Consider the following 26670-nt stretch of genomic DNA (forward strand, 5'->3'; position numbering starts at 1 on the left):
CTCAGGCGGCGTCGAGTACCCGCTGCACGACCATAGCGGCCATCTGCCGCCCGCCGCGCGCGGCGCCGTCTTCGGCGCGGCGGTCGTCGGTCGGTGCAGCCGCCAGGGCCTCGCGCAGCGCCTGGGTCAGGTCGCCTTGCCAGAGCCGGCGCACGCCGCCCATCGCCACGTAGTTGCCCACGCCCGGCGCGAACACCGGATTGGATTCGGACAGCTCCGCCAGCAGCGCCTCGGGCAGTTTGGTGACGCGGGCCATGGCCGGCAGGCGCATGACGCGGATCTCGGCCTCGGGCAAGGCGTCGCAGGCATCGGCAATCAGCCCGGAGGTGATGAAGCCGCCGGACAGTGCCTGGTCGTAGACGAGGCCGAGCACGCGGTGGCCGCGGCGGCGTGCGAGGTCGATGCACATGCCCAGATGGGCCATGGCACGGTTGATGCCGAGCAGCTCGTCGCGGCGGCGCAGTTGCTGGCCTTGCGTGTCGATCAGCAGCAGGATGGCGCGGCCGGGATGCCGGGTCAGGGTGTCGAGCACGGCACGGGCCTGCACCAGCGCGAGCTGCACGCCGATGGGCGCATGGTTGGTCGTGCCAATGACGGCCAGTGGCTCGCCGTCAAACTCGACCTCGCCGCGCAAGCAGTCGCCGTCGCGCGTGATGCCGTGATCGACGCCGAACAGCTGTGTTGCCAAGGTCTGCCAGTCCATCAGTGCGCTCCCAGGGCCAGCACGCCGGCCACGTCGAGATCGGGCACACGGGCGGCGTTGTCCACACCCAGCGCGGACCAAAGCGCGATCGCCTCGGCGCCATCGAAATCGAGGCGTGCAGCCAACAACGCGCGCTCCGCTTCCAGTGATTCCAGCGTGACCGGCCGGGTCGAATCCAGCGCCGCAATGGCCGCCTCCCGGAAGGCGGCCACGTCATCTTCGACCAGCACATCGCAGTCGCCGCTCAGCCAGCGGTGCTTGCCGCCGGTGGTGCGCCAGACCAGCGCGCGGTCGCGCGAGTCGAACTCCTCGACGCCGTGCGAGGCCTCGATGACCTCGGGGCCGGACATGGCCAGGCGGCCCAGATCGCTCATGACGATGTGGTCAGCGCAGCGCGCAACGATGCCCATGCCGCCGAAGCAGCCGTTGGCCCCGCCGATCAGCACGATGACCGGGATGCCGGCGGCGCGCACGTCGAGCAGCGCCCGCATCACCTCGGACACGGCGATCAGCCCGGCGTTCGCTTCATGCAGGCGCACGCCGCCAGACTCGGCCAGCAGCAGCACGGCCCGCGGCTTGTCGCGCAGAGCGCGCTTGAACATGCCGACCAGCTTGGCGCCGTGCACTTCGCCGACGCCGCCGCCCATGAATTCGCCCTCCTGGGCGGCGACGAAGATCTCGCTCCCCGCCAGCGTCGCGCGGCCGATGGCCACACCATCGTCGAAGGCGCAGGGCACACCCAGCTGGGCGAGATGAGGGCTTGTCAGCCGCATGGTCGGCGGCAGCCACTCGTGGAAGCTGCCGGTGTCGACAACCTGCGCCAGACGCTCGCGCGCCGAGCATTCTGCAAAAGAGATCATGGCTGCAGCTCCTGCGCAGCCTGGTCCAGCCGCAAGCTGACGACGGCCGGCGTGGCGCCCATGTCATGGATGGACAGCTGCACGCCGGCCAGTTGGTGGCGCTGGTGGAAGTTGCTGACGACGGCCGACCAGATGGCGCCGAAGCCGCGCGCCGAGGTTTCGATGTGGATGCGGCAGTCGCTGCCGGCCGCGGGTTCCAGCAGCACTTCGAGGTTGCCGGAACCGACGACGCCGACCAGCACGGGTGTGAAGCTGCCGGCCGGGCGCGTGCCGGTGAACGAGTAGTCCAGGGTTTCGAGACCAGGAGCGTTCATCGTGTCCTCACCAATTGCGAAAGCGCTTGGGCGGGCTGTAGAGGCCGCCCGAGGCGCGCACGAGGTCGCGCATGCTGCGCGCGGTCAGCAGGTTGCGCGTCGCGTCGCGCGGGTCGATGCCGAGATCGGCAGGCCGCTTGATGACGCCACGGTCGCGCAGGTTCTCGACCATGCGCGCATCCCGCGCCAGGCCCACGGCCGTGTAGCCGGCCACGCCGCGGATGGCCTGCTCGCGTTCGTCGTCGCTGCGGCACAGCAGCAGGTTGGCGATGCCTTCCTCGGTCAGGATGTGGCTCACGTCGTCGCCGTAGATCATGATGGGCGGCAGGGCCATGCCGGCCTGCTCCTGCAGCGTCCAGGCGTCCAGCTTTTCGACAAAGGCGGGCTGCATGTGTTCGCGGAAGGTCTCGACCATCTGCACCACCAGCTTCTGCCCGCGCGGCGTGCCGGCGGCGCCCGGCCGGCCGTCGCGTGCCTCGCGCCCAGCCTTGAGCCAGGCGGGGCTGGCGTGGCGGCGGCCGCGCGCGTCGGCGCCCATGTTCGGCGCGCCGCCAAAACCGGTGATGCGGCCCAGCGTCGCGGTGGAGCTGTTGCCCTGCAGGTCGATCTGCAGCGTGGAGCCGATGAAGAGGTCGCAGGCATAGTGGCCGGCGGCCTGGCAGAAAGCGCGGTTGCTGCGCAGGCTGCCGTCGGCGCCGGTGAAGAAGACGTCCGACCGGGCACGGATGTAGTCCTCCATGCCCAGCTCCGAGCCGAAGGAGTGGATGGACTCGACCCAGCCGGCTTCGATGGCGGGAATCAGGGCAGGGTGCGGGTTCAGCGCCCAGTGCTTGCAGATCTTGCCCTTCAGGCCGAGCGACTCGGCATAGGTGGGCAGCAGCAGCTCGATGGCTGCCGTGTCGAAGCCGATGCCGTGGTTCAGGCGCTGCACGCCGTACTCGGCATAGATGCCCTTGATGGCCATCATGGCCATCAGCACCTGGATCTCACTGATCTGCGCCGGGTCGCGGGTGAACAGCGGCTCGACGAGGTTGGGGCGCGGCGCCGGCACGACGAAATCCACCCAGTCGGCGGGGATGTCGATGCGCGGCAGAACGTCGACGATCTCGTTGACCTGGGCGATGACGATGCCACCCGAGAAGGCCGTGGCCTCGACGATGGCGGGCGTGTCCTCGGTGTTGGGGCCGGTGTAGAGATTGCCTTGCGCGTCCGCGGCATGCGCGGCCACGAGGGCCACCTTGGGCGTCAGGTCGACGAAGTAGCGGGCGAACAGCTCCAGGTAGGTGTGAATGGCGCCGATTTCTATGCCACCGGCCGCCACCAGCCTGGCCAGGCGGGCGCCTTGCGGGCCGGAAAAGCTGAAGTCCAGTCGTTTGGCAATGCCGCTCTCGAACACGTCCAGGTGCTCAGGCAGGGCCAGCACCGACTGCACCATGTGCAGGTCGCGCACGCGCTGCGGGTCCACCTGCGTGAGCGACTGGGCGAGGAAGTCGGCCTGCTTCTGGTTATTGCCTTCCAGGCAGACGCGATCGCCGGGCTGCAGCACGGCCTCCAGCAGCGGCACGATGGCTTCTGTGGCCACGCGCCGACCCTGCACGCCGGTGAGTTCGGCCGCCCGCGAGAGCCGCTCGCGGCGCTGGCGGTCGCGCAGGTTCCAGGCGGGAGCATTCATGGCCGGCTCCTCAATGCGCCTTGGCGGCGACGCCCATGACCGCGTCGGGCAGGGCCGTCGCGATGCCCGGGAAGATGCAGATCAGCAGCACCGCCAGCAGCATCAGCACGACGAAGGGCAACACGCCCCAGATGATGTCGCGCAAGTCGATGTCGGGCGCGATGTTCTTGATGACGAAGATGTTCAGCCCCACCGGTGGATGGATGAGGCCGGTCTCCATGACGATGGTCATCAGGATGCCGAACCAGATCAGGTCGAAGCCGGCGGCCTTCAGCGGCGGCAGGATGATGGGTGCCGTCATCAGGATGATGCTGACCGGCGGCAGGAAGAAGCCCAGCAGGATGACCATCAGCAGCACCGCGGCCAGCAGCACCCACTTGGACAGCTGCATGCCGACGATCCACTCCGCCGCCGACTGGCTGATGTGCAGATAGCTCATCACATACGAGAACAGCAGCGACATGCCGATGATGAGCATCAGCATGGTCGACTCCTTCAGCGTCGACGTGAGGATGGGCGCGACGTCCTTGGGCCGCCACACGCCGTAGATGACGGCGATCAGCGCCAGCGCCAGCAGCGCGCCCAGGCCCGCCGTTTCGGACGGCGTCGCGAAGCCGCCATACAGCGCCACCATGACGCCGATCAGCAGCAGCACGAAGGGCACGACGCGCGGCAGCATCTCGAACTTCTGGCGGTTCGTGAAGGTCTCGTTCGCGAGCAAGGCCGAGGCGGCGCCCGTGCGCTTGAACTCGGCTTCGGCGAGCGCGTATTCCTTGCGGTAGCGCAGCGCCGCGTAGCCGGCGAACAGGGCCACCAGCAGCACGCCCGGCATGATGCCGGCCAGGAACAGCCGGCCCAGTGACTGTTCGGCCGCCACCGCGTACAGGATCATCGTGATGGACGGCGGCAGCAGAATGCCCAGCGTGCCGCCGGCGGCAATGATGCCGGCCGCAAAGCCGGGCGAGTAGCCGCGCTTGCGCATCTCCGGGATGCCGGCGCTGCCGATGGCCGAGCAGGTGGCCGGGCTGGAGCCGGCCATGGCCGCGAACAGCGCGCAGGCGAACACATTGGCGATGCCCAGACCGCCAGGGATGCGGCCCATCCACACGTGCATTGCCGCGTACAGGTCTTGGCCCGCACGCGATTTGCCGATGGCCGCGCCTTTCAAGATGAAGAGGGGAATGGACAGCAGCGTGATGCTGGCCATCTCCTCGTAGACGTTCTGCGTGACCGTGTCCAGCGCCGAGGCCGGCATGAAGATGGCCATGAACAGCACCGCCACGCTGCCGAGCGCGAACGCGATCGGCGCGCCCGAGAACATGAACAGCAGCGTGACGACGCCGAACAGCGAGCCGAGGACGAGCATGCTCATGCTGCGGCTCCTTGATTGGGTTTGAAGAGGCCGTTCACGCGCGCCGTGAGCTGCACCAGCAACTGCAGGCTCAGCAGCGTCATGCCCAGGGACATCAGGCCGTAGGGAATCGACAGCGGCGGCGCCCAGGAGGACGAGGTCGTCTGGCCGTCGACCCAGGCCTCGTGGAACAGCGTCCATGACTTCCAGGCGAAGAAGGTGCAGAAGGCCGTGCTCATCAGGTCCACCAGCATCAGGCGCAAGCGGTTCACCGCGCGGGGCAGCAGGCCGGCGATCGCCTCGATGCCCACATGACCGCGCAGGGCCTGCACAAAGGCGCCGCACAGGAAGGTGGCGCCGACGAGGCAGAACACCGCCGCCTCGTCTTGCCAATCCGTCGACGCCTTCATCACATAGCGCGACACGACGCTGTAGGTCAGCACGCAGGAGGCCACCAGCAGGGCCAGCATGCCGAGCACCACCATGGCGTGGTTGATGAAGTTCAGGCCACGCGCGATGGGGCGCAGCAGGGCGGGCGTGTCTGGGTCGATGCCGGCAACCGCTGCCGGCCCCATTTCAAAACCGTGGCTCATGTCGGCCTCAGAGCAGCTTCTGCGCGGCCTTGAGGATGGCGGCGCACGATTCGTTCTTTTCGCCGAAGTCCTTCCACGCGGTGTCGCGTGCGATGGCCTGCCACTTCTTCAGCGTCGGCTCGTCCATGTCATAGACCTTGGCACCGGCCTTGGCGTAGATCGCCGCGGCGGCCTGGTCGTCGGCCTTGGCGGCCTCGCGGGCAAACACTTCCATCTCGGCGCCCACCGCCATGACGATGTCCTGCTGCGCCTTGGGCAGTTTGTTGAAGACCTCCTTGGAGATCATCAGCGGCTCGAACATGAACCAGTAGGTGCGCTGGCGGCCCGACGTCAGGTGCTTGGCGATCTCTTCAAGCTTGAAGGAGATGAAGCTGGTGGACGAGGTCATGGCCGCATCCATCGCGCCGGTCTGCATGGCGGCGTAGATCTCGTTGGACGGCAGCGTGATGACCGAGGCGCCCGCGGTCTTGAGCATCATGTCCATCTCACGGCTGCCGCCGCGCACCTTCAGGCCCTTGGCGTCATCGGGCGTTACTAGTGGCCGCGCGCGGCTGGCCACACCACCCGCCTGCCAGACCCAGCTGACGACGAGCACGCCCTTGTCGTCCAGTACCTTGGACAGCAGCTTGCCCACCTCGGCCGTCTTCCACGCCGCGCCTTGTTCATAGCTGGGCACCAGGGCGGGCATCAGGCCGGCGTTGGTCTCGGCGACTTCGCCGCCGGCATAGGACAGCGGCACCAGGCTCATGTCCAGCGCGCCCTTGCGCATCGCGGAGAACTGCGCATTGGTCTTCATCAGCGATGAGCCCGGATAGACCGAGGCCTTCAGTGCGCCGCTGCTGCGTTTTTCCACCTCGGCGGCGAACTTGCGGCACAGCCGGTCGCGGAAATCGCCTTCGGTCAGCGAGCCGCTGGGGAACTGGTGCGAGATCTTCAGCGCGCTGGCCTGTGCGTGGGCGCTGGGCAAGCCGGCGGCTGCGGCGGTGGCGCCGGCGGCGGCGATCCATTGGCGTCGTGTGAGGTGCATGGCTTGTCTCCGGGTGTTCCGCCTTCAAGGGCGGTATGCGGCCGCAGTGTGGGAGCGGGCCCCTGGACGATCAATCAACCTCGGCAGGCGACCATTACGCTGGCCGCAATGGTTGTGGGTTAACCCTTGCGCGCCTGCGTCTCGAGGTCGGCCGAATGGCTGCGGCAGGCGGCCAGCAGCGACAGCAGGTTGGGGTCACGCTCCCGCGTGCGCAGGAAGACGACGCTGATCTTCTGCTTCATCTGGTAGCGCGCCGCCAGTGGCACGAGGCAGACGCTGCGCGGAAGCACGCCACGCACGCGCCCCGGCAGCAGCGTGCAGCCGATGCCGCCGCCCACCAGGTTCATCAACGAGAAGATGTCACTGGTGGTCATGACGACATTGGGCTCGAAGCCCGCAACCTGGAAGGCTTCGACGAAGCGGTCGTGCGTCACATAGCCCTCGTTCAGCGACACGAAGCGCTCGTCGGCGCAGGCACCCAGGTCCACCTCGGGCTGGCGGGCGTAGGCTGAGTCGGCGGGCGCGGCGAAGAAGATCTCGTCCTCGAACAGCAGCTGCGACTCGACGTCCGCCGCGCCCTCGGGGAAGCCCATCACCGTCGCGTCCACGGCGCCATCACGCAGCTTGCGCAGCAGGTCGCTGTTGGAGCCCAGCACCAGTTCGGTCTGGATGTCGGGCTTGCGCAGGCGCAGCGCCATGATGAGGGCCGGCACGGTGCCGCTGGTCAGCGAGTACAGCGAGCCGATGCGGATGCGGTCGGCCGCGTAGCCGGCGATCTCACGCGTGGCACGGATGCCGTGGGCCATGGCCTGCAACACCTCGCGGGCCACGTCGGCCAGCGCGTGGGCCGCGTCATTGGGCTGCAGGTTGCGGCCTTCCAGCCGGAACAGGCTGCAGCGCGTGCCCGTCTCCAGCGAATGCAGCGCTCGGTGCACGCTGACCGCGCTAATGCCCAGCCGCTCGGCCGCCCGCGCGAGATTGCCGCTCTCCATGAAGGCCAGCAGGATCTCGAGCTTGCGAAAGGTGATCTCTTCGTCAATGCGGTGGAGCATGGGCCGGCATCCTAGGCCCGGGCGGCGTCAGGTGTCAGATGTGCGCCGCGGCCAACCCACCCAGCACGATGCCGATGCCGCCAGCGGCGATGGTGGCCCATTCCATCCAGCGGCGCTTGGTCAGCAGCGCGATGGCGGCCAGCGCGATGGAGACCTGCAGCGCCGTCGTCGCCTGGGCCCAGCGGTGATGCATGTGCAGCTGCGCCTCGCTCTGCTCGTCGAAGTGCTTGGACTCGGCTTCCAGCGCTTCGGCCTTCTCCTTGATCTCGGCCTTTTCCTTCTCGTAGCGAGCAACCTTGTCGCGGTACTTGGTCTTGGCTTCTTCGCTAGGGCTCAGCTCCAGCGCGAGCTCCGCGAGGTTCTGCTTGCTGCTCTTGGACTGGTAGTAGTTCCACTGGTTGCCGGCCTCGGTCTTCTTGATGGCCGCGTCGTTTTTCAGGATGCCGGCATTGGCCTGCGTGGCCCCGCCCATGTAGGAGAAACCGGCGCCGAGCGTGGCCAGGATGGCCGTGATGACCGCCAACTGACCCGCGAAGCCCTTGGGTTCGTGCTGGGCCGCGTGTTCCAACTCGTGTTCGTGCGGGCCGTGGACGTGGAAGCCGTGTCCGGACATGTGTTTATTCCTTGCGTAGATAGTCGACGAAATCGAAGGCCAGGCCGGCAGCACTCGTGCGCCGCTCGCGGTTGGCTTCGATGAATTGGTCTCGCGGCCAGGCCGGGAAATACCGGTCCGCATCCGGGAAGACGGCATCCACCTCGGTCAACGCCAGCTTGTCAGCCCGCGGCAAGGCCAGCGCGTAGATCTCGCCGCCGCCGATGACGCAGGCCTCGGGCGCGTCCTGACAGGCGGCCAGCGCGGCATCCAGGCTCGCGAACACCTCGGCGCCGGGCAGTTCGACGTTCGAACGGCTGATGACGAGATTGCGGCGGCGCGGGAGCGGACGGAACTTCGCGGGAATGGAGTCCCAGGTCTTGCGCCCCATGATGACCGGCTTGCCCAGGGTCAGCGCCTTGAAGTGCGCCATGTCCTCAGGAAGGTGCCAGAGCAGCGCGTTGTTGCGCCCGATGGCACCGTCGCGGGCCACCGCTGCGACGAGCGTGATCTTCTGGCTCATACCGCAACGGGCGCCTTGATGGCCGGGTGCGGGTCATAGCCGATCAGCTCGAAGTCCTCGAACTCGTAATCGAGGATCGACGCGGGCCGGCGCTTGATCGTCATCGTCGGGTAAGGCCGTGGTTCACGGGCGAGCTGGGTCTGCACCTGCTCGACGTGGTTGTCGTAGATGTGACAGTCGCCGCCGGTCCAGATGAAGTCACCCAGAGCAAGGTCGCATTGCTGGGCCAGCATCATGGTCAGCAGCGCGTAGCTCGCGATGTTGAAGGGCACGCCCAAGAAGATGTCGGCGCTGCGCTGGTAGAGCTGGCAGGAGAGCTTGCCGTCGGCCACATAGAACTGGAAGAACGCATGGCAGGGCATCAACGCCATCTTGGACAGCTCGGCCACGTTCCAGGCGCTGACGATGATGCGGCGCGAGTCCGGGTTGGTTTTCAGCTGCTTCACGACCTCGGCGATCTGGTCGATATGGCCGCCGTCCGGCGTCGGCCAGGAGCGCCACTGCACGCCGTAGACCGGCCCCAGGTCGCCGTCCTCACGCGCCCACTCGTTCCAGATCGTCACGCCGCGCTCCTGCAGCCAGCGGGCGTTGCTGTCGCCGCGCAGGAACCACAACAGCTCCAGCACGATGGACTTCAGGTGCACCTTCTTGGTCGTCACCAGCGGGAAGCCCTGGGCCAGGTCAAAGCGCATCTGGTGGCCGAACACGCTGCGCGTGCCTGTGCCTGTGCGGTCGCTTTTCTGCACGCCGTGTTCGAACACATGGCGCATGAAGTCTTCGTATTGCTGTGGGGGGCGGAGCGGGGTGGTCATGCGTCGCATTGTCCGACAGCCTCCAACAGGGTTGCGGGGCGCGCGGCATCCACCGCATGACCGGCGCGATCGCGACGCCTGCTCGGACATTGCTGGCTCACCGCGGCTCGGCGCCGTCAATCTCTGAGTAAGCCGCGCTTGGCTGGCATGACGCGGGGTGCCCGATAGGGGGCTGCGCTTAGGGGGTGGTGGCGCGGCCGTCAGTCGACACGTGGCGGGATCAGATCCCGCGCAGCGGGTCCAAATGATCGGCAGTTCGCGACCCGGTGCAGCCGCAGGCCCAAGCGTCGTCGACGTCAGCAAGGTGCCCGAAGCGGACGTCGGCACAGGCCTACCAAGCTTCCCTAAAGCTGCCGCTCAACGTTGGCGCTCAGCGGGCGGAGAAGCCGTCCGCTGCAGCAAATGGTTAAGTCGACTGCTCGATCCCGGTTGGTTCTGAAAGAAGAACACGAGGTCGCGGACCGTCTTGACCTTGCCGAAGTACGGGTTGCCGCCACTCTCGTCAATGGATATCCCGGTACGCGCTTCGACTTCTTGTGCGAGGTCCATGTCCAAGTCGTCGTCATCGAGCAATAGGTCTTCCTTCAGCCGGTCGTCCGCACGCACCGGAAACGCCGGATGAATGTGCTTGAGATGCCCTTGCAACTGCTCGTACACCGCGCGAATGATCCACGTGTTTACTGCACGCGTGTCGAAGTCCTCGGCGAACTCGCAAATCGATTGGCCGTCGCGTTTCGACGCGAGCGTTAGCAGTTTTCTTGCTTCGCGCTGACTCTGCTGTCGCGCAAGCAAGATGAGCACGGTCAGCGTACTCGCCGCGATGACAAATGCCGCAGGTTTAGCGATAGCGGAGTACACGCCTGATGCCGAGATGCACGCGATCAACAGCCAGCCGGCGAAGGGCATCGGCTGACGCGAGAAGCGAGGCATGTGACGGGAGGCGACGCGCATGGGGTGCGACTTAAGGTTAGCGCTCAGCGGGCAGCGAAGCCGTCCGCTGCAGCAAAGGGTTAGACCGCAAACTGAAGGTGGCCAAGCTCATACTCATTCGTACTTCGGTGAACGCAAGATGCGTCGAACAAAGGGTGCTAGCCCAAGCCAAAGCATGGAACCAACCGCTGACAAACGGAGCATGTTTGCGAGGCCCTCCAAGGTGAACATGCGCGTTTCCGCGCGCGCTGTCCTTTCATCAAATCCATCCGCCTTGCAGGTCGCGACGGCTTCACCGCAATAGTTGGCATCGTCAAGCGGCCCATTTTTTGCCAGTGCCACGCAAGTCGGTACCTTGCTGCTTTCCCTTGCCCAACAATCCCAACGCTCCTGATGTGATCGAACAGCAGCGTCTCCCGCCTGGACGCGCAGCACCTCGCAGAGCAGCGTGGCACTACACAGGCACGCGGCAACTATTGCCGATGGCCTTGCGAGATATTTCTTGCGTTGCACGAGAGAAATCGGTGTAGTTGGCGCGGTCTACCGTCCAAGGTCAGCGGGCGGCGAAGCCGTCCGCTGCAGCGAAAGGTTAGGCATCTTCGCGCCCGTACACATGGGAAACAAGATATCCGATAAGCAACCCCAGGCACGGGCCGCCGACCCAAATGCCCGCCACTAGCGGCGACCACGGTCGAGGAAACTGCTCGAATGCAGTGGCGAGCAAGCTGAGTACTGCAAGAAGAATCGGTACGACCATGGAACGGCGCGGCGACAGATAGCCGGCAAGCATGCCGGCAACCATTGAACCGAGAAATACGGACCCTTGAATGACATACCAAACCCAGTGACTGGTGTTATCGGGATGCTCGACCCACTCAACCTTGTCGCCACTAGAAAGCGACAAAAGTCGCATTGCAACAAGCACGACTATGGGGAGAAAAGTCTTGAGCCCAAGTTGCACCAGCCAGCCAACTACAACCCCGAGCCAAGCCGAGCGCTTCATAGAACTTTGCCTATTCGTAGTCCGCCCATGCAATGCCTAACGTCTGAATTCAGCCGACCAGCCAGCGAAGCTGGCGCAGGTCGGCTGCAATGAATGGTTAGGCGACAGGTTGCGCGATCCGCATGCGGGGACATTCACGATGGCTCGCCTACGTCGACACCGCCGACTGCAGGGATCTGACAGCTTGAACGCGCCTCTCGCACGATTGAGAGTTGCAGCGCTCCGTACGAATGATTGCTTGCTGTGTCCGCCGGCCACGAAACACTCAGCACCACTTTGGCCTCGGCGCAAAACTTGATCTGCGACGGCGTCTTGGTGCACACCATCTCCGGCGTCTGTACTTTTGCACTCCTTGGACTTGCAAACCCACAGTAGAAGCCGGAGAGCAACAGCTTCTTGTATGCGCTCTGACCATTAGCAGGAAGCTCCAATGAGCGAATGTAGGCTTGCAACTCTGTCTCGGCTGCCCCGCGAGCGGCCAAGAATTCGGCGGGCACCTTGCGGGAAGGGCTACAGAAAACCCTGACAGAACGCACCCGAATGTCATCTAGGTGCACCAACAGCTCATCGCGTGTCGCCCACGGGAGAGGCTGGGCAAATCTTGCTGGGACTGACAGGTCGTCACAATGAGGCCCGAAGCCTGATGGCTGCTTGCGGCAATGCCACATAGGATCTGCGCCTGGAGCATATTCACCTGCTGGCAATATCCCGCAGCGGAAACCCTCTGCCAGCAATGTGTCAAGCGCGAAAGCCGCGGAACGGCCTTCAATCCCGAGTGGTCCAACGTAGTCGCGCTCAACTCGGTCACCGGCGGCTAGGCGATTCGTCACTGCAGGAATCGTCTCTGGCGACGCACTCTGAGGCACTATCAATACCGCAAAAAAGATCAGCGCGAGCATTTGACCGCGGCGAATAGTCTCTCGCTTCACATGACGCCTAACGTTCGAGTTAACCGGTGCGCGGAGGCAGGACGCCTTGGCCCGGTTGGCGAAAATGTATCGCGTACCGCCGACCGGGCGAAGGTGGCCTGCCGTAGCGCGTCCGATTGAAAGATGGGTTAGGCCGCAACTCGCCGAGCGGTTGGTTCATACGAACTGGATCACAACGCGACTGATCCGGAACCCTTCGCGCAGTCCGGTTAGCTGGTTGAACTTGAAGCACACGATGTACTCGGTGTAATCGAAAGCGGCCGAGCCGTCCCTGGGTGACAAGTGCAGCCGAAGAATGAGATCCGCAGAATTCGCTGAGGCCTCCTTGCCAAAGTTCATTTCGCTGACGGACCAGCTACCTTCTTCTCGGCAGAAGTCCCGGGCGACCTGCTTGGCAATCGCTTCGAATTCATGGAATCGAGTTAGGGAGAAGCGAGCAAGCTCTAGAACTGCGGTGTCAGGCTGTTCTCGCGTCCCGGGCAGGACAACCACAACAGAGGCGTTGCTGCTCGACTCCCACTCGTCGCCCTTGAAGACAAGCTCGTTCAGCGCGCTTGCGGTGGGACCCGGGAGTACAGGAACTGTGCCTGGGAAGTACTGCGCCTCAATCTCTTCATCGGAGATCGAATCATCGTCATCGGAGTGAAGGTCTTTGCGTTGCGGCGCCATTGCGTTCCTCTGCGGCCTAACGTGCGAGTTCAGCGGGCGCCGCAGGCGTCCGCTGGAATGACCGGTTATGCCGAGCGCTGTTGGTCGAAGTACCGGTGGCCGCGACACGACGAAGACGCCGAAGTTGAAACCCGTCGCAGGCTGAGGCGAGCAGGCTTGGTGGACTAGCCGGAAGCGCATTGCAGGCGGAAGCCGATACCGCGCGGCTGGCCACGCGTGACACCGACACGCGCTCGCCCCGACCCGCGGACCGCTCGGCCGCCGACGCGACGAGGCCGCCGCGCAAGCAAGGCACAAAGCCCGTGATGGAGTTCAACCTAGCCTGCTGCATAACGTGGCAGGTGAGCGGCGCCACGCAGTGGCGTCCGTTCTAGCGACAGGTTCTCTGGAGCTAATGCGGGGCATGTCCGAGTGCTGGTTTGCGAACCGCTCTGTGCGCCAAAAAGCCTCGGTAAGGCTGATACGTTCACGCTGCGTTGCTGGCTCGTCCGCACCAAGCCCGCTTGGGCGAGCGCGCCTGCTACGCAGCGCAAGCTAGCAGTTTTTCGACGCTGTATAAACATACAGTATTTCGCTATGCTGCTAGGTTTGCTGTAGCAGTAGATCAAGGGAACTACTAGTTTATCCAGCAGGCCATGCTGCTTAACTCCGCCGACTGCTGCTTAACCAGGTCGATGACATTAACGGTAAGTCGTTGTGCAGTAAAGAGAATTTGCCCGACCCGCCGGAAATCAGCTCCATTAAATTCATGTCGAAAGCGGCATCCATGGCTGTGACTGTGCCAGCCGCTCAGACCCGGCACAACGGTGGTATTTCCCGGGCGCCAACTGCCAGCGCGAGCCTTGCCGAGCGGCCACACTAGCCGCCATATGGCAGCAGGCCACTGGCGACCGCCCTAGCCAACAGCCGACATGCGGGCGGATGGATTTGCAAAAACCGCTGCCATGCTGCCCCCCCGTCGTCGGTCGCGAGCGTCGGCTTCGGGCACTTTGCTGCCGCCCGCTCTGCGAGGTTGAACGACAGGACCTGGCCGAACAGCGACTTCCATAGGCAACAACGCAATTCCCATTTCGACCTCAATCGTATGTGTCAGGGCGTGCTGCGCAGCACGACTGTCTTGATCTTCAGCCGCAGTGCATTGCGGCTCAGGACGTCGTCCAGGGTTGCAATCTGCTTCGCTCCGGAGGCCTCCGCACATGCCAGGTGCAGTGCGTCGCCGGCGCGCAAGGCGCTCGCGGCGTCGAGCACCAACTCGGCCGCTCGATGGAAGTTGGCAGGCTCGACCGGGAGCAATCGAAGGTCAGCGGCAACCATGCGTTCAAAGCGTGCCCATGCGCCGTGGGCCTGCTGCGCATCGATCACGCCGGTGCGCTGCTTGATGCCCAAGGCGCTGGCGAATTCTGGAATGCACCAAGCCGCGGCGACGAGTTCGCTCTTCTCGCGCGCATACCAATCGACTGCCGCCGCGCTGTGCGCCTCATTCAGGAACAGAGGTACGAGTACGCTGGTGTCGACATAGACCACCATGTCAGTACCGTGCCCCGCTGCGAAGCTCTTCCATCACGGGCTCACTCATCGGCATGGAACTGTGGGCCTCGATCAACTCCAGAGCGAACGCCTTGCGATTCCACTGCGCCGGCCGAATCGACAAGCTTCCGTCGACGGTGAGCTGAACCTCCACGGTGGCCCCTTCACGCAACCCGAGCTGGCGCACGATTTCAGAGGGAATCCGTAGGGCAAGGCTATTGCCCCATTTCGCTACTTGCAGGTCCATGATGTATATCATCAAATGTGTATACATCGTACGCACGAAGTGTTAGATGTCAAGCCGCCACACCCAGGGATGCCAGACGCGGTATCAACCAACGGCCAGGGTTGCCCGTCCCTCCCAGAACAGCGTCGCTGCCGGCTTGGATCTTCTCGATGCTGCCGTCCCGGCGGGGTCTAGCGCCTCATGAACCGCACGTAGACCGGCCGGTCAATCGCTACCTCGCCGCCAACGCGTGACAGCGTCCCGCGCTCCGCATCAATGCGAAAGACCATGACATTGCCGCTGTCCTGATTCGCCGCCACCAGAAAGCGCCCGCCCGGCACGATGCCAAAACTGCGCGGCATGTGCCCGCCGGTGCTCGTCGCCTCGATGAAGCGCAGCGAACCGTCCTGCGGGTCGATCTCGAACATCGCGATGCTGTCGTGTCCGCGGTTGGACACGTAGAGGAACCGGCCGCCTGGGTGGACCAGAATCTCGGCGGTGCTGTTGCCTTCGGCCTTGGTGCCGGGCGGCAGGCTGGATAGCACTTGAAAGCCCTCCAGCGCGCCGGTGGCCGCGTTTACGCGGTAGGCGGCCACGCGGGACGTGATCTCAAGGTTCACGTAGGCGAAGCGGCCATTCGGGTGGAAGGCGAGGTGGCGCGGGCCGCCGCCGGCCTCGGTGGTGGCGTACGCGGGCGCGTTCGGCGAGAGCCGGCCGCTGGCCGTGTCCAGCCGGTAGATCATGACCTTGTCCAGCCCCAGGTCGGGCACGTAGGCGCGGGTCTGGGTCGGGCCGGGGTAGATGCCGTGCGGGTGCGGTTCCTTCTGGCGCTGCGGGTTGACGCTGGCGCCCTCGTGCTGGACCGTGGAGGCCGCCGGCCCCAGGCTGCCGTCGCCCTGGATGGGGTAGGACACGACGTTGCCCCCGTTGTAGTTGGCCAGCAGCAGCACGCGCCCGCCGGCATCGACGGAGATGTGGCAAGGGCCGTTGCCGCCCGAGGGCCGCGTGTTGAGCAGCACCAAGCGGCCGTCGTCCTGCACGGTGAACGCGGCAACTTCCTCTTTCCAGGACCCATCCGCGGCGCGGCCGGCGGCGACTGAATAGACAAGGGGCTTGCTCGGGTGCATGGCGAGGAAGCCCGGGTTGCCGATGGCGGCGGCCAGCAGTGGCGGGGACAGCACGCCGGTGGCCTCGTCGAGGGTGGAGACGTAGATGCCTTTGCTCTCGCGGCCGGTGTCGGTGCCGACATAGACCAGCGTCTGGGCCGCGATGGCGAGGGGCAGCAGTGTGGGGATCATTGCAAGGGCGAGTTTTTTCATGCGGGAAGGTTCATTCGAATGCCAGGCCAGGCGCATGGCGCCGCACGGGACGCGTCCCGGCTTCGAGGGCCCGGCTGCCGCTCAGACAGCGGCTTGCGCGTCAGCCTTCAGGCCAAACTGCATCGACGCCAACTTCGCATACAGCCCGCCGCGGGCCACCAGCTCGTCATGCCGGCCGATGTCGACGATGCGCCCCGCGTCCAGCACGACGATGCGGTCGGCCTTCTGGATGGTGGCCAGGCGGTGGGCGATGACGAGCGTCGTGCGGTGCTGCATGGCTGCTTCCAGTGCGGCCTGCACGACGCGTTCGCTTTCAGCGTCGAGTGCGCTGGTGGCTTCGTCGAGCAGCAGCAGCGGCGGGTTCTTGAGCATGGCCCGGGCGATGCTGATGCGCTGGCGCTGGCCGCCGGACAGGCGCACGCCGCGCTCGCCGAGGAAGCTCTGATAGCCCTCGGGCAGGGCGCGGATGAAGTCGTCGGCAAAAGCGGCCTTTGCGGCGGCGATGACTTCGTCGTCCGTCGCGCTCGGCCGGCCGTAGCGGATGTTCTCCAGGGCCGAGGTCGAGAAGATGACGCTGTCCTGCGGCACCAGGCCGATGTTGGCGCGCAGATCCTTGAGGCTCAGTTCGCGGGTCTCGACGCCGTTGAGCCGGATCGAGCCGGACTGCGGGTCGTAAAAGCGAAGCAGCAGTTGCAGCACTGTGCTCTTGCCGGCTCCGCTGGGGCCGACCAGGGCGACGGTCTCGCCCGGCGCGATGTTCAGGCTGAGCCGGTCCAGCGCCGCCGTGGCGGGCCGTGAGGGGTAGTTGAAGGTGATAGCGTCGAACTCGACGCGGCTGCCGCCCTGCGCGGCCGTCAAGGCCTTCGGCGCTGCGGGTTCGGCCACCGGGGAGCGCGCTTCCATCAGCTCGATGAGGCGCTCGGTTGCGCCGGCCGCGCGCAGCACGTCGCCCCAGACTTCGGCCAGCACGGCCACGCTGCTGACCAGCAGGGTCACGTAGACGACGGTCTGGCCCAGGTGGCCGGCCGAGATCTTGCCGGCGATGACGGCCTGGGTGCCCTGGTAGAGGCCCCACAGCATGGCGCCGAATACGGCCGTGATGATGAAGGCGACCATGAAGCTGCGGATGCGGGTGCGCTTGCGCGCCGTGTCGAAGGCGGCCTCGCTGGCGGCGGAGAAGCGCTTGGCCTCTGCGGCCTCCTGGGTGTAGCTCTGCACGACGGTGACGGCGTTCAGCACTTCGGCGGCGATGGCCGAGGTGTCGGCGACGCGGTCCTGGCTGGCGCGCGAGAGCTTGCGCACGCGGCGGCCGAAGTAAAGCGCCGGCGCCACGACCAGCACCAGGATGCCCAGCACCTGGCCCATCACATAGGGGTTGGTGACGATGAGCATCACCAGCGCGCCGGCGCCCATGACCATGTTGCGCAGGCCCATGGACAGGCTGGAGCCGACAACGGTCTGGACGACCGTGGTGTCGGTCGTGATGCGGGAGAGCACCTCGCCGGTCTGCGTCGTCTCGAAGAACTCGGGGCTCTGGCGCAGCACATGGGTGTAGACGGCATTGCGCAGGTCGGCCGTCACGCGCTCGCCCAGCCAGGTGACCATGTAGAAGCGCGACGCCGAGAAAAGGCCCAGTGCGGCACCGACGGCGAACATCGCGAGGAAATGCTCGCGCAACGCCATGAGCTTCTCGCCGGGGTTGGCGGCCTCGAAGCCGGCGTCGATGAGGCCGCGCAGCGCCAGCGGGAAGGCCAGCGTGGCCATGGCAGACAGCAACAGGGCTGCAAAGGCCAGCGCGATGCGGCCACGGTAGGGACGCAGGAAGGGGGCCAGGCCGCTCAAAGAGCGGGCCTGCTTGGACGCGGGGCGTTCGGTCGTGGAACTCATGGGGTTACAGCTTTTCAGTCAACACGGCTCTGGTGCGGGCCAGCATCGCGTCGTCAAGGTCCTGGTGGCAGCGCAGTTGCAGCACAGGGCTGCGCCAGGTTTTCCCAGCCAAAGATGGTAGGTAGTTTGGCGTGGCTGCATTCGGCGCGCATTGTGGGTCACGGCAACGGCAGGCGCCCTGCGTAGCCGGTCAACTCCAGGTAGCCGGCGCCGAGTGGCCGTTTTTCGCGATCGAACAACTGGGCGGCACCTTCCCAATAGACGAGACCGCTGCTGTGCCTCGCGTCGATCTCCTGGGCGTCGAAGTACGTGCTCAGCAGCATCTCGCCGGCGGGGCTCTTCAGCCGCCACTCGACCGGGTAATTCGCGCCCGTGGCGGGGCTCGTCCAGTGCCGCAGCGGTGTCATCTCGACCTGCTGGGGCGTGAAGCTGCGGTCGGGTTGGCCGGGGCTGCGCAGGCTGCCGCCGGCCCAGTCCCGGCTGCCGTCCTTGCGGCGCAGCTGGAAGAGGGTCAGCGCGCGTCCATCATCGAGGTTGATGCCCAGCCAGTCCCAACCCTGCGCCTGGCCCAGCAGGCTGTCGCTCCATTCATGGTCCAGCCAGGCGCGGCCGGTGAGGCGCTGGCGTTGGCCGTCCAGGGTCAGCATGGCCTCGGTGGCGAGCTGGGGGCGCGAGTAGTAGCGGCTGAACTGCGCGGGATCGGGCCCCTTGCGGGACAGGCCGGCCTCGCCCTGCAGCAATGGCGCGTCGGGCGTGGACAGGTTCAGCGCCAGCGCGAAGCCCGGGCCGTTGAAGGCGGCGCGATAGCCGTTGCCGCTGCGCTTGAGCGTCCAGTCGCGCAGCTTGACGTTGCAGTCGCCCATCTCAGCCTGCACCGCGCCGGGCAGGGCGCGCAGCAGGCGCTGGCCGTGGTGCTGCTTCTTCGCACCGAGGTCGGACAAGGCGACATGGCCGAGCAGCAACTGCCTGGCCGCGAGTCCGCTGGGATGGTCGGCCGCTGCCGGGCCGGGCAGGCGGAAGAAGGTCAGCTGGTAGCCGAAGCGTGGCGGTGCGCTCCCGCTGTCGCCGAGCAGGCCCGTCAGATACCACCACTCGATGCCCTGGGCCGGGTGGGCGCCGAAGTCGTGCGGGAAGTTGAGGGCGGCGCGCGCGGGCAGTGGCAGGGCGGCGAGCAACAGGGCGCGGCGCTTCATGCGTCCTCCCTCACGGCGCGCACGGCGTCAGCGCCGAGGGCGCGCCGGCCGGCCAGCAGCGAAGCGCCGACCGCCGCCGCGAAGGCCAGGCCGACCAGGGCTGCTAGGCGCGCAACCGGCAAATGCATCTCCATGCTCCAGTGAAAGCTTTGCGGGTTGACGACGTAGACGAGCACCACGCTCAGGCCCAGGCCCAGCGCCAGCCCGGCCAGCGCGCCCGCGCCGCCCGACAGGCTGGCCTCGATGAGCAGCAGCCGCTGCAACTGCCGCCTGGACAGGCCGAGGTGGCGCAACAGGCCGAACTCGCGTTTGCGCGCCAGCGCCTGGGCCGACTGGCTGGCGATGACGCCGAACAGCCCCACGGCCAGGGCCACGGCCTGCAGCCACACGGTGATGGCAAAGCTGCGGTCGAAGATCTTCAGCGACAGCGCGCGCAGCTCGCCAGCGTCGGCCATTTCGACGTTGTCGCCGCCGAGCTGGCGAACCGCGGTGCGCGCCGATTCCAGCGACCGGCCCGGTGCCAGCCAGAGTGCCAGCTCGGCGGTGCTGGTGTCGCCACTGGCGCGGCGGTAGTCGTCCAGCGCCATCCACAGCGCCGTGTTCTGGCGCGAATAGTCACGCCAGACGCCGCGCACCTGCAGCTTCAGCGCGCGGCCGCTATCGACCAACTCGCCTTGGAAAACATGACCCGGCTTCAGCCCGTCGCGGTCCCGTGCGGCCTCGTTGACCCAGACGGCCAGGGTGCCCGCCGCGGCTGGGCCCGTCCAGTTTTCGACGAGGGGCAGGCCGCCGGCCTGGAGGTCGCGCGCAGTCAGGGCCACGGGTTCGCCGCTGGATGCCAGCCGCAGCCGGGCCGTGAGCTGCGGTGAGGTGCGCGCGGCTTCGGGCAGGCGAGACAACGCCGTCAATAGGAGCGGTGGCAAAGGTGCGGGCATGCCGTTGGCGCCGCGCAGCGCGCTGCGCACATAGAGGTCGGCCGGCAGGGCCTGGTCCAGCCAGCGCAGCAGCGATTCACGGAAGCTGCCGATCATGACCGTCATGGCCACGGCCAAGGCCAGGGCAACCAGGACGCCGGCCAGCGACCGGCGCGCTTCGGTCGCCTGGTCGCGGCTGCGTTCGCGGGCCAGCAGCAGCAGCGCGCCCGCCGGCAGGCGCGCAAGCAGCGCCGTCATCAGCTGCACCAGGGCCGGCACCAGGGCCAGGCCGCCCATCAGCAGAAAGAACATGGCCGCATAGGCAGCGACCGATGTGTCGCCCCAGACAGGCGGCAGCCAGGCCAGCGACGCCCCCACAGCCAGCAACGCCAGGCCGGCCCAGGCGGGCAAGGTGCGCGCCGCCGGCAGGCCCAGGCCCTTGAGCACGAGCGCGGGCGCGATGCGGCGCACCGTCAGTGCGGGCGCCAGTGCCGCGACCAGGGCGGCGGCCAGGCCCAGTGCCGCGTAGACCAGGGCCGGCAGCAGCAGCGGCTGGTTGAACAGCAGGTCGGCCGATGAATCGGTGGCGCCGTGCAAGCCCAGGTCGCTGCCCATCAGCTTCAGCGCCCCCGCGGCCAGGCCGACGCCCAGGGCCAGCCCCAGCGCCGTGCCCGCGAGGCCGATGACCAAGCCTTCGGTCAGGATCAACCGCCAGCGCATGCGCGCCGACACGCCGAGCACGCCCACCAGGGCCCATTGCGCCAGGCGCTGCGCCGTGGCCAGGGACAGCACGGCATACACGAGGAAACTGCCGGTGAACAGGGCCATCAGAGCCAGCAGGCCGAGGTTGACGCGGTAGGAGCGCGTCATGTCCGACAGCCGGGCACCGGTATCGGCCGGCGGCGTGGCCTGCCAGCGTGCGGGCAGTTGGTTGGCCCAGGCCGTGGCGTCCACGCCGGGCGCGAGCTGCACGTCGATGCGGTCCAGGCTGCCCACGCGGCCGAACAGCGCTTGCGCATCGGCGATGTCCAGCACGCCCAGCGGCGTGTTGTCGGCGGCGACGCGGCCACCGATGGCCAGCTCGATGTCGCGCGGCGTGCCCTCAGCCGGCAGACGCAGCGCCAGCCGGGTGGCCCCGCTGGGCAGCAATTTGCGGGCGGCGGCGTTCAGGTGGACGACGTTGGCCCTCAGCAGCGCCGCCGGCCCGCCTTCGACCTGGGGCGCCAGTTCGGCAGCCAGCGGACGGCCGGCAGCGGCCGAGGCCAGCAGCGCCAGCGGGTCCAGGCCGATGAGGCGGATGGACAGGCCTCGGCCGCCAGGGCCGACTTGGCCGGGCCACAGCGCCATAGCCTCGACGACCGGGTTGGCGGCGGCGACTTCAGGGCGGTTCAGCAGATCGACGAGGTCGGCATCGGTCAGCAGGCCGGCGCGCGCCTTCAGCACCAGATCGGGCTGGCCGTTGACGCTGCGCGCCGCCCGCGCGAATTCGGCCAGGGCGGCGCCATTGAGCAGATGCACGCCGAAAGCCAGGGCCACGCCCAGCATGACGGCGATGACGGCCAGCATGACGCGGCCAGGCTGGTCCCGCCAGGCGGGCCAGGTGAAATGGCGCCACAGCATCATTGCAAGCGCAGACCGGTGGCATCCAGCCGAAGCCGGCGGTGTGCCGCCTCCGCCGCGCGCTCGGAATGCGTCACCAGCAGGCAGGCTGCACCGGCTTCCTGCGTGCAGCGGCGCAGCAGGGCCAGCACTTCGCCGGCATGGCGTGGGTCGAGATTGCCGGTCGGCTCATCGGCCAACACGAGGCGGGGGCGGTGCACCAGAGCCCGCGCGATCGCCACGCGCTGCAACTGCCCGCCCGACAGCTGCCTGGGCATGCGGGCCGCCAGCGACGCCAGCTCGACCGCGGCCAGCATCTCCCGCACCCGCCCGTCATCGCGCTGGCCGAGCAGGCGCAGCGGCAGGGCCACGTTGTCGGCAACGTTCAGATGCGGCAGCAGGTGGAAGGCCTGGAAGATGAACCCCAGCTCGCGGCGCCGCAGTGCCGAGCGGGCCTCGTCGTCCAGCGCCCGCAGGTCCTGGCCCACCAGCGTGATGGTGCCGGCGTCGGCCTCGTCCAGCCCGGCCAAGCAGTTCAGCAACGTGGACTTGCCGCTGCCGGACTCACCTAGCAGGGCGACGATCTCACCGGCGTCCAGGTCCAGATCCACATCGGCAAACACTGCCACCTCGCCGTAGGACTTCGCCAGGCGGCGCGCACTCAGAAGACTCATGAACCGGATTCTGGGTCCATCATGCGAGCAGCCGGTGCAGGCCGGCCAGCAGCTCGGGGATGGGTTGCGGGCCGTCGCAAGCGATGACGCGGCGCTGCGGCATGCTGCGCAGCCACGTGATCTGGCGCTTGGCCAACTGGCGAGTGGCGGCGATGCCGTGCTCGCGCAGGTCGGAGAAGTCGCCGGTATCCAACGCCTCCCAGGTCTGGCGGTAGCCGACGCAGCGCATGGAGGGCAGGGCCAGGCTCAGATCGCCACGGGCCCGCAAGCTCTTGACCTCGTCGACCAGCCCTTGGGCCAACATGACGTCGAAACGCTGCGCCAGGCGCTCGTGCAGCCAAGCGCGGTCGCTGGGCTCCAGCGAGAACAGCGGCCAGTCCACGCCTTCGTCGCGTGACGCGGCATGCAGCGCGCTCAAAGGCTGGCCGGTCAAGCGGATGACTTCCAGCGCGCGCTGGATGCGCTGGCTGTCGTTGGGCGCCAGGCGGGCGCCCGTTTCAGGGTCGAGCTTGGCCAGCTCCGCATGCATCGCTGGCCAGCCGCGCACGGCCGCCTCGGTGTCGATGGCGGCACGCAGGTCGGCGTCGGCCTGGGGCAGCGTCGACAGGCCATCGAACAGCGCCTTGAAATACAGCATGGTGCCGCCCACCAGCAGCGGCAATTTGCCGCGTGCGCTGATCTCCGCAGCAAGCCGTTTGGCCTCGCGCACGAACTCGGCGGCCGAATAGCTCTCGGTCGGGTCAAGGATGTCGATGAGGTGATGCGGCGCGGCGGCCTGCTCGGCGGCGGTGGGCTTGGCGGTGCCGATGTCCATGCCGCGGTAGACCAGTGCCGAATCGACGCTGATGATCTCAACGGGCAGCACTTCGGCAATCGCGAGAGCCGCCGCCGTCTTGCCGCAACCGGTCGGGCCGGCGATGCAAATGGGTGACAAGGGCGCGCTCATCAATACAGCCCAACACAGCCACAGAGCCACAGAGACACAGAGAAATTCAGTAGCAAGAGGCTGTTCCTCTGTGGCTCTGTGCCTCTGTGGCTGTGTCTCCTGCGGCGAGGTTCAGAACTTCTCCCATGGCGCGAGATAGCGCCACTGCCCAACCGGCAGGTGCCCCAGTGGAATGCGGCCGATGCGCACGCGCTTCAGGCCGACGACCTTGAGGCCGACCAGTTCGCACATGCGGCGGATCTGGCGCTTCTTGCCCTCGCGCAGCACAAAGCGCAGCTGGTGCTCGTTCTGCCAGCTGACCTTGGCGGGTTTGAGTTCTTCGCCGTCCAGCTCCAGGCCATGGTTGAGCAGGGCGAGCTTGTTGTTCGACAGCGCCGCGTTGGGCAGCGTTCCCTCGGGCACCGGCTCGCTGCCGGGCAGGCCGACGTACTCGACGCGCACGAGGTATTCCTTCTCGATGTCGGAGTCGTCGCCGATCAGCACGCGGGCGATGCGGCCGTCCTGTGTCAGCACCAGCAGGCCGGTGGAGTCGATGTCCAGCCGCCCGGCGGGTGCCAGGTTGCGATGGTGGCCGGCGTTGGGCTTGATGCCGGAGGCGTCCTCCGCCCAGCGGTTCTCGGGCTGGAACAGCACCACGGCCGGTTCATAGCCGTCTTCGGCCTGGCCCGAGACGTAACCGATGGGCTTGTGCAGCAGCACGGTGACGAGCTGGGCCTGCTGGTTGCGGGCAGCGGGGTCGATGTCGATCTGCACGTCGGGGCCGACGCGCTGGCCGAGCACGGCGACCTTGCCGTTGACGCGCACCCAGCCTGCGGCAATCCAGTCATCGGCCTCGCGGCGCGACGCAAGCTTGAGCTCGCCCATGCGCTTGGACAGGCGTTCGCCGTCTTCAGGGGCAACTTCGCGGGCCGGGTTGCGGCGTTGCTGAGGGCGTTGTGGTGGCTCGAAGTTCGGGCCGCGGTTAGCCACGCGGCGCTGGTCGACGCGCGGCGGGCGGTCCACAGGCGGGCGTTCGTCCGGTCGCGAGCGAGGGGCGCGTTCAGGGCGCTGCGGTGCATCTCCGCGGTGTTGCGGCGGGCGCTCGTCTGGCCGTGCACGTGGACCGCGTTCGGGCCGCGGCGGTGCGTCGCCGCGTTGTTGCGGTGGGCGTTCGTCTTGCCGTGCCCATGGGCTGCGCTCAGAACGCTGGGGCACATCACCGCGAGCCTGCTGCGGGCGGTCGGGCTTGAAGCCAGACGGCTTGGGGTGGGCCGGGCGTTCGTCGCGCTGAACGTCGCGTTGAGGCGCGGGCCGCTCGTTGCGCTGTTGCTGCGCTTTCTGGAACTGCTCCTCGCGCTCGGCGCGGTCGGCTTGTGCCTTGGCCAGCGTTGTCCGCGGTTTGGACACGCCCTTGCCACGAACGGGCGCGCGCTTCTCGCCCTCGGCGTTGCGAGTCTTGGCAGCGGGCTTGGGTTTGCCCTTGAGGGTGATGGTGACCATCGAATTCTTCTTTCAGCGTCCGCGCAGGAAAAGGGCATCCAGCTCGCGCATGTCGAGCTGGCGCCAGGTGGGGCGGCCGTGGTTGCATTGGTCGGCGCGCTCGGTGGCTTCCATGTCGCGCAGCAGCGCGTTCATTTCATCCAGAGTCAATTGCCGGTTGGCGCGCACGGCGCCGTGGCAGGCCATGGTGGCGAGGATTTCGTGCTGGGCGCGTTCAAGCACCGAGCTGGCGTCGAACTGGGCCATTTCGGCGAGCAGCTCGCGGGTCAGCGCAACGAGGTCGGAGGCCGCCAGCAGGGCAGGGCGGGAGCGCACGGCCAGAGTGCGGGCGGACAGCGGGGCGACGTCCAGGCCGAGCTTTGACAGCGTGTCGGCATGCTGCTCGGCGGCGGCCACTTCTTCGGCCGTGGCCGCAAAGCTGACCGGGATCAGCAGCGGCTGGCTCTCGATCTGCGTCGCGCCGAGCCTGGCCTTGAGCCGCTCGTAGACGACGCGCTCGTGGGCCGCATGCATGTCGACGATGACCAGGCCCTGCTTGTTCTCGGCCAGGATGTAGACGCCCTGGATCTGCGCGATGGCGCGGCCCAGCGGCCAGTCCTCGTCCGGCAACTTCATCTTCAAGCTGATCGTCGGCGCGGCCGTTGCGGGTGAGGGGTCGGGCGCCTCGGCGGGGTTCCACAGCGCCTCGTGTTGGACGAGAGACAGCCTGACCTGTTCGGCCGTCGCCGGCACGGGCGGCACATAAGACTGGTAGGCCGGGCGTGGCTCCGAGACATAGAGCGTGGCCGGCATCGTCGGCTCGAAGGCCAGGGGTGCCATCGCCGACTCGACGCCGGCGGCCTCGGCGCTGCGTGACTGGGCCAGCGCGTCGATGAAGGCGCGGCGCACGGATTGATGGATGGCACGGCCATCACGGAAGCGCACCTCGATCTTGGTCGGGTGCACGTTCACGTCCACCAGTTCGGGCGCGATCTCGATGAAGAGCACATAGCTGGGCTGGCGCTGGCCGTGCAGCACGTCCTCGTAGGCGGAGCGGATGGCGTGGCTGATGAGCTTGTCGCGCACATGGCGGCCGTTGACCCAGACGTATTGCTGATCGGCCCGCGAGCGTGCCGCCTCGGGCAGGCCGGCGCGGCCGGTCAGGGCCAAGGGGCCGAAGCTGTGCTCGAAGGGGCGGCTCTCGGTGACAAAGTCTGCGCCCAGCGCATCGGCAATGCGCTGCTCGCTGGACGCGGCGCGCCATTGGTCGACGAGCTTGCCTTCGTGCCAGATCGCAAAGCCGACGTCGGGCCGCGCCAGCGCATGGCGGCGCACGGCCTCCACGCAATGGGCCAGCTCGGTGGCGTCGGTCTTCAGGAACTTGCGGCGGGCGGGGGTGGCGAAAAACAGCTCGCGCACCTCGACGCTGGTGCCGCGCGCACGGGCGGCCGGCTGCAGCTCGCCGCTGCGGGCGTCCAGCCGGTGGGCGTGAGCGTCGGCGGCGGTGCGGCTGGCAATGGCCATGTCGGAGACCGACGAGATGGCGGCCAGGGCCTCGCCGCGGAATCCCATCGTCGCGACGGATTCCAGGTCACTCAGGCTGGCGATCTTGCTCGTTGCATGGCGCTTGAGCGCCAAGGGCAACTGGTTGACAGGGATGCCGCAGCCGTCGTCCTCGACGACGATGGCCCGCACGCCGCCGGCCATCAGCTTGACCTGGATGTTCTTCGCGCCGGCGTCCAGCGCGTTATCCACCAGCTCGCGCACCACCGAGGCCGGGCGCTCGACGACCTCGCCGGCGGCGATCTGGCTGATCAGCTCATCGGGCAGTTCGCGGATGGCGCGTGGGGCAGGGAGGTCGGGCAGGGGCAAATCCATCGACCGGATTATCGGCGCC

24 protein-coding genes are annotated in these 26670 nt (G+C 67.2%); all 24 read right to left on the reverse strand.

The window, feature by feature from the left end; translation table 11 throughout:
* Position 1 precedes the first annotated feature (1 nt).
* The 24 genes from ASC95_RS18480 to mutL all read right to left on the reverse strand — a co-directional run bounded on the left by ASC95_RS18480 (position 2) and on the right by mutL (position 26651).
* On the reverse strand, positions 2-703 hold the full coding sequence (locus ASC95_RS18480) for a biotin-independent malonate decarboxylase subunit gamma (RefSeq protein WP_057299187.1): 702 nt from the start codon (positions 701-703) through the stop codon (positions 2-4).
* Positions 703-1563, reverse strand: a complete 861-nt coding sequence (locus ASC95_RS18485; protein WP_057299188.1) for a biotin-independent malonate decarboxylase subunit beta — start codon at positions 1561-1563, stop codon at positions 703-705. The genes ASC95_RS18480 and ASC95_RS18485 overlap by 1 nt, the downstream gene beginning before the upstream one ends.
* Entirely contained in the window at positions 1560-1877 is a 318-nt protein-coding gene (gene mdcC, locus ASC95_RS18490) for a malonate decarboxylase acyl carrier protein (protein WP_057299189.1), read from the reverse strand. Before mdcC ends, ASC95_RS18485 begins: the two co-directional genes overlap by 4 nt.
* 7 nt (positions 1878-1884) lie before the next feature.
* Positions 1885-3549, reverse strand: a complete 1665-nt coding sequence (gene mdcA / locus ASC95_RS18495; protein ID WP_057299190.1) for a malonate decarboxylase subunit alpha — start codon at positions 3547-3549, stop codon at positions 1885-1887.
* A gap of 10 nt (positions 3550-3559) precedes the next feature.
* Complete coding sequence (locus tag ASC95_RS18500; RefSeq protein WP_057299191.1) at positions 3560-4921, reverse strand: TRAP transporter large permease; 1362 nt, start codon at positions 4919-4921, stop codon at positions 3560-3562.
* The gene (locus ASC95_RS18505; RefSeq protein ID WP_057299192.1) at positions 4918-5493 is read right to left on the reverse strand and encodes a TRAP transporter small permease; all 576 of its coding nucleotides are present in this window, start codon (positions 5491-5493) and stop codon (positions 4918-4920) included. The genes ASC95_RS18500 and ASC95_RS18505 overlap by 4 nt, the downstream gene beginning before the upstream one ends.
* Before the next feature lie 7 nt (positions 5494-5500).
* Positions 5501-6520 carry a TRAP transporter substrate-binding protein DctP gene (dctP, locus tag ASC95_RS18510; RefSeq protein ID WP_057299193.1) on the reverse strand — a complete coding sequence of 340 codons (1020 nt, stop codon included), beginning with the start codon at positions 6518-6520 and terminating at the stop codon, positions 5501-5503.
* Positions 6521-6639: 119 nt separating this feature from the next.
* Complete coding sequence (locus ASC95_RS18515) at positions 6640-7572, reverse strand: LysR family transcriptional regulator (protein ID WP_057299194.1); 933 nt, start codon at positions 7570-7572, stop codon at positions 6640-6642.
* 34 nt (positions 7573-7606) lie between these two features.
* Positions 7607-8185 carry a DUF4337 domain-containing protein gene (locus ASC95_RS18520; protein WP_057299195.1) on the reverse strand — a complete coding sequence of 193 codons (579 nt, stop codon included), beginning with the start codon at positions 8183-8185 and terminating at the stop codon, positions 7607-7609.
* A gap of 4 nt (positions 8186-8189) precedes the next feature.
* Entirely contained in the window at positions 8190-8687 is a 498-nt protein-coding gene (locus ASC95_RS18525; RefSeq protein WP_057299196.1) for a dihydrofolate reductase, read from the reverse strand.
* Complete coding sequence (locus tag ASC95_RS18530) at positions 8684-9499, reverse strand: thymidylate synthase (protein WP_082567911.1); 816 nt, start codon at positions 9497-9499, stop codon at positions 8684-8686. Before ASC95_RS18530 ends, ASC95_RS18525 begins: the two co-directional genes overlap by 4 nt.
* A gap of 357 nt (positions 9500-9856) precedes the next feature.
* Entirely contained in the window at positions 9857-10450 is a 594-nt protein-coding gene (locus ASC95_RS31440; protein WP_200960165.1) for a hypothetical protein, read from the reverse strand.
* A 568-nt stretch (positions 10451-11018) separates the two neighbouring features.
* The gene (locus ASC95_RS18540) at positions 11019-11432 is read right to left on the reverse strand and encodes a hypothetical protein (RefSeq protein WP_057299197.1); all 414 of its coding nucleotides are present in this window, start codon (positions 11430-11432) and stop codon (positions 11019-11021) included.
* A 1085-nt stretch (positions 11433-12517) separates the two neighbouring features.
* On the reverse strand, positions 12518-13030 hold the full coding sequence (locus tag ASC95_RS18545; RefSeq protein ID WP_057299198.1) for a hypothetical protein: 513 nt from the start codon (positions 13028-13030) through the stop codon (positions 12518-12520).
* A 1089-nt stretch (positions 13031-14119) separates the two neighbouring features.
* Positions 14120-14557, reverse strand: coding sequence for a type II toxin-antitoxin system VapC family toxin (locus ASC95_RS18550; protein ID WP_057299199.1), 438 nt, complete (start codon positions 14555-14557; stop codon positions 14120-14122).
* 1 nt (position 14558) lies between these two features.
* Positions 14559-14804 carry an AbrB/MazE/SpoVT family DNA-binding domain-containing protein gene (locus tag ASC95_RS18555; RefSeq protein ID WP_057299492.1) on the reverse strand — a complete coding sequence of 82 codons (246 nt, stop codon included), beginning with the start codon at positions 14802-14804 and terminating at the stop codon, positions 14559-14561.
* 170 nt (positions 14805-14974) lie between these two features.
* Entirely contained in the window at positions 14975-16102 is a 1128-nt protein-coding gene (locus ASC95_RS18560) for a lactonase family protein (protein ID WP_162250805.1), read from the reverse strand.
* A gap of 81 nt (positions 16103-16183) precedes the next feature.
* A complete protein-coding gene (locus tag ASC95_RS18565; RefSeq protein ID WP_057299201.1) occupies positions 16184-17989 on the reverse strand; it encodes an ABC transporter transmembrane domain-containing protein in 1806 nt (601 codons plus the stop codon).
* A 158-nt stretch (positions 17990-18147) separates the two neighbouring features.
* Positions 18148-19182: a lipocalin-like domain-containing protein gene (locus tag ASC95_RS18570; RefSeq protein ID WP_057299202.1), complete on the reverse strand. Its 1035-nt coding sequence runs from the start codon at positions 19180-19182 to the stop codon at positions 18148-18150.
* The gene (locus ASC95_RS18575) at positions 19179-21716 is read right to left on the reverse strand and encodes an ABC transporter permease (RefSeq protein WP_235537969.1); all 2538 of its coding nucleotides are present in this window, start codon (positions 21714-21716) and stop codon (positions 19179-19181) included. Before ASC95_RS18575 ends, ASC95_RS18570 begins: the two co-directional genes overlap by 4 nt.
* On the reverse strand, positions 21716-22369 hold the full coding sequence (locus tag ASC95_RS18580; RefSeq protein WP_057299204.1) for an ABC transporter ATP-binding protein: 654 nt from the start codon (positions 22367-22369) through the stop codon (positions 21716-21718). Before ASC95_RS18580 ends, ASC95_RS18575 begins: the two co-directional genes overlap by 1 nt.
* A gap of 19 nt (positions 22370-22388) precedes the next feature.
* Positions 22389-23315, reverse strand: coding sequence for a tRNA (adenosine(37)-N6)-dimethylallyltransferase MiaA (gene miaA / locus ASC95_RS18585; RefSeq protein WP_057299205.1), 927 nt, complete (start codon positions 23313-23315; stop codon positions 22389-22391).
* A gap of 111 nt (positions 23316-23426) precedes the next feature.
* Positions 23427-24794 carry a pseudouridine synthase gene (locus ASC95_RS18590; RefSeq protein WP_057299206.1) on the reverse strand — a complete coding sequence of 456 codons (1368 nt, stop codon included), beginning with the start codon at positions 24792-24794 and terminating at the stop codon, positions 23427-23429.
* Between the two features lie 12 nt (positions 24795-24806).
* Entirely contained in the window at positions 24807-26651 is a 1845-nt protein-coding gene (gene mutL, locus ASC95_RS18595; RefSeq protein WP_057299207.1) for a DNA mismatch repair endonuclease MutL, read from the reverse strand.
* Between the last annotated feature and the right edge of the window lie 19 nt (positions 26652-26670).

The sequence above is a fragment of the Pelomonas sp. Root1217 genome, assembly GCF_001425705.1.
Classification (GTDB): domain Bacteria; phylum Pseudomonadota; class Gammaproteobacteria; order Burkholderiales; family Burkholderiaceae_C; genus Pelomonas.

Excerpts from the sequence above, each read along its gene's own strand:
- ASC95_RS18480 (WP_057299187.1), bottom strand. The coding sequence starts at position 703 with ATGGACTGGCAGACCTTGGCAACACAGCTGTTCGGCGTCGATCACGGC.
- ASC95_RS18485 (WP_057299188.1), bottom strand. The coding sequence starts at position 1,563 with ATGATCTCTTTTGCAGAATGCTCGGCGCGCGAGCGTCTGGCGCAGGTT.
- mdcC (WP_057299189.1), bottom strand. The coding sequence starts at position 1,877 with ATGAACGCTCCTGGTCTCGAAACCCTGGACTACTCGTTCACCGGCACG.
- mdcA (WP_057299190.1), bottom strand. The coding sequence starts at position 3,549 with ATGAATGCTCCCGCCTGGAACCTGCGCGACCGCCAGCGCCGCGAGCGG.
- ASC95_RS18500 (WP_057299191.1), bottom strand. The coding sequence starts at position 4,921 with ATGAGCATGCTCGTCCTCGGCTCGCTGTTCGGCGTCGTCACGCTGCTG.
- ASC95_RS18505 (WP_057299192.1), bottom strand. The coding sequence starts at position 5,493 with ATGAGCCACGGTTTTGAAATGGGGCCGGCAGCGGTTGCCGGCATCGAC.
- dctP (WP_057299193.1), bottom strand. The coding sequence starts at position 6,520 with ATGCACCTCACACGACGCCAATGGATCGCCGCCGCCGGCGCCACCGCC.
- ASC95_RS18515 (WP_057299194.1), bottom strand. The coding sequence starts at position 7,572 with ATGCTCCACCGCATTGACGAAGAGATCACCTTTCGCAAGCTCGAGATC.
- ASC95_RS18520 (WP_057299195.1), bottom strand. The coding sequence starts at position 8,185 with ATGTCCGGACACGGCTTCCACGTCCACGGCCCGCACGAACACGAGTTG.
- ASC95_RS18525 (WP_057299196.1), bottom strand. The coding sequence starts at position 8,687 with ATGAGCCAGAAGATCACGCTCGTCGCAGCGGTGGCCCGCGACGGTGCC.
- ASC95_RS18530 (WP_082567911.1), bottom strand. The coding sequence starts at position 9,499 with ATGACCACCCCGCTCCGCCCCCCACAGCAATACGAAGACTTCATGCGC.
- ASC95_RS31440 (WP_200960165.1), bottom strand. The coding sequence starts at position 10,450 with ATGCGCGTCGCCTCCCGTCACATGCCTCGCTTCTCGCGTCAGCCGATG.
- ASC95_RS18540 (WP_057299197.1), bottom strand. The coding sequence starts at position 11,432 with ATGAAGCGCTCGGCTTGGCTCGGGGTTGTAGTTGGCTGGCTGGTGCAA.
- ASC95_RS18545 (WP_057299198.1), bottom strand. The coding sequence starts at position 13,030 with ATGGCGCCGCAACGCAAAGACCTTCACTCCGATGACGATGATTCGATC.
- ASC95_RS18550 (WP_057299199.1), bottom strand. The coding sequence starts at position 14,557 with ATGGTGGTCTATGTCGACACCAGCGTACTCGTACCTCTGTTCCTGAAT.
- ASC95_RS18555 (WP_057299492.1), bottom strand. The coding sequence starts at position 14,804 with ATGGACCTGCAAGTAGCGAAATGGGGCAATAGCCTTGCCCTACGGATT.
- ASC95_RS18560 (WP_162250805.1), bottom strand. The coding sequence starts at position 16,102 with ATGAAAAAACTCGCCCTTGCAATGATCCCCACACTGCTGCCCCTCGCC.
- ASC95_RS18565 (WP_057299201.1), bottom strand. The coding sequence starts at position 17,989 with ATGAGTTCCACGACCGAACGCCCCGCGTCCAAGCAGGCCCGCTCTTTG.
- ASC95_RS18570 (WP_057299202.1), bottom strand. The coding sequence starts at position 19,182 with ATGAAGCGCCGCGCCCTGTTGCTCGCCGCCCTGCCACTGCCCGCGCGC.
- ASC95_RS18575 (WP_235537969.1), bottom strand. The coding sequence starts at position 21,716 with ATGCTGTGGCGCCATTTCACCTGGCCCGCCTGGCGGGACCAGCCTGGC.
- ASC95_RS18580 (WP_057299204.1), bottom strand. The coding sequence starts at position 22,369 with ATGAGTCTTCTGAGTGCGCGCCGCCTGGCGAAGTCCTACGGCGAGGTG.
- miaA (WP_057299205.1), bottom strand. The coding sequence starts at position 23,315 with ATGAGCGCGCCCTTGTCACCCATTTGCATCGCCGGCCCGACCGGTTGC.
- ASC95_RS18590 (WP_057299206.1), bottom strand. The coding sequence starts at position 24,794 with ATGGTCACCATCACCCTCAAGGGCAAACCCAAGCCCGCTGCCAAGACT.
- mutL (WP_057299207.1), bottom strand. The coding sequence starts at position 26,651 with ATGGATTTGCCCCTGCCCGACCTCCCTGCCCCACGCGCCATCCGCGAA.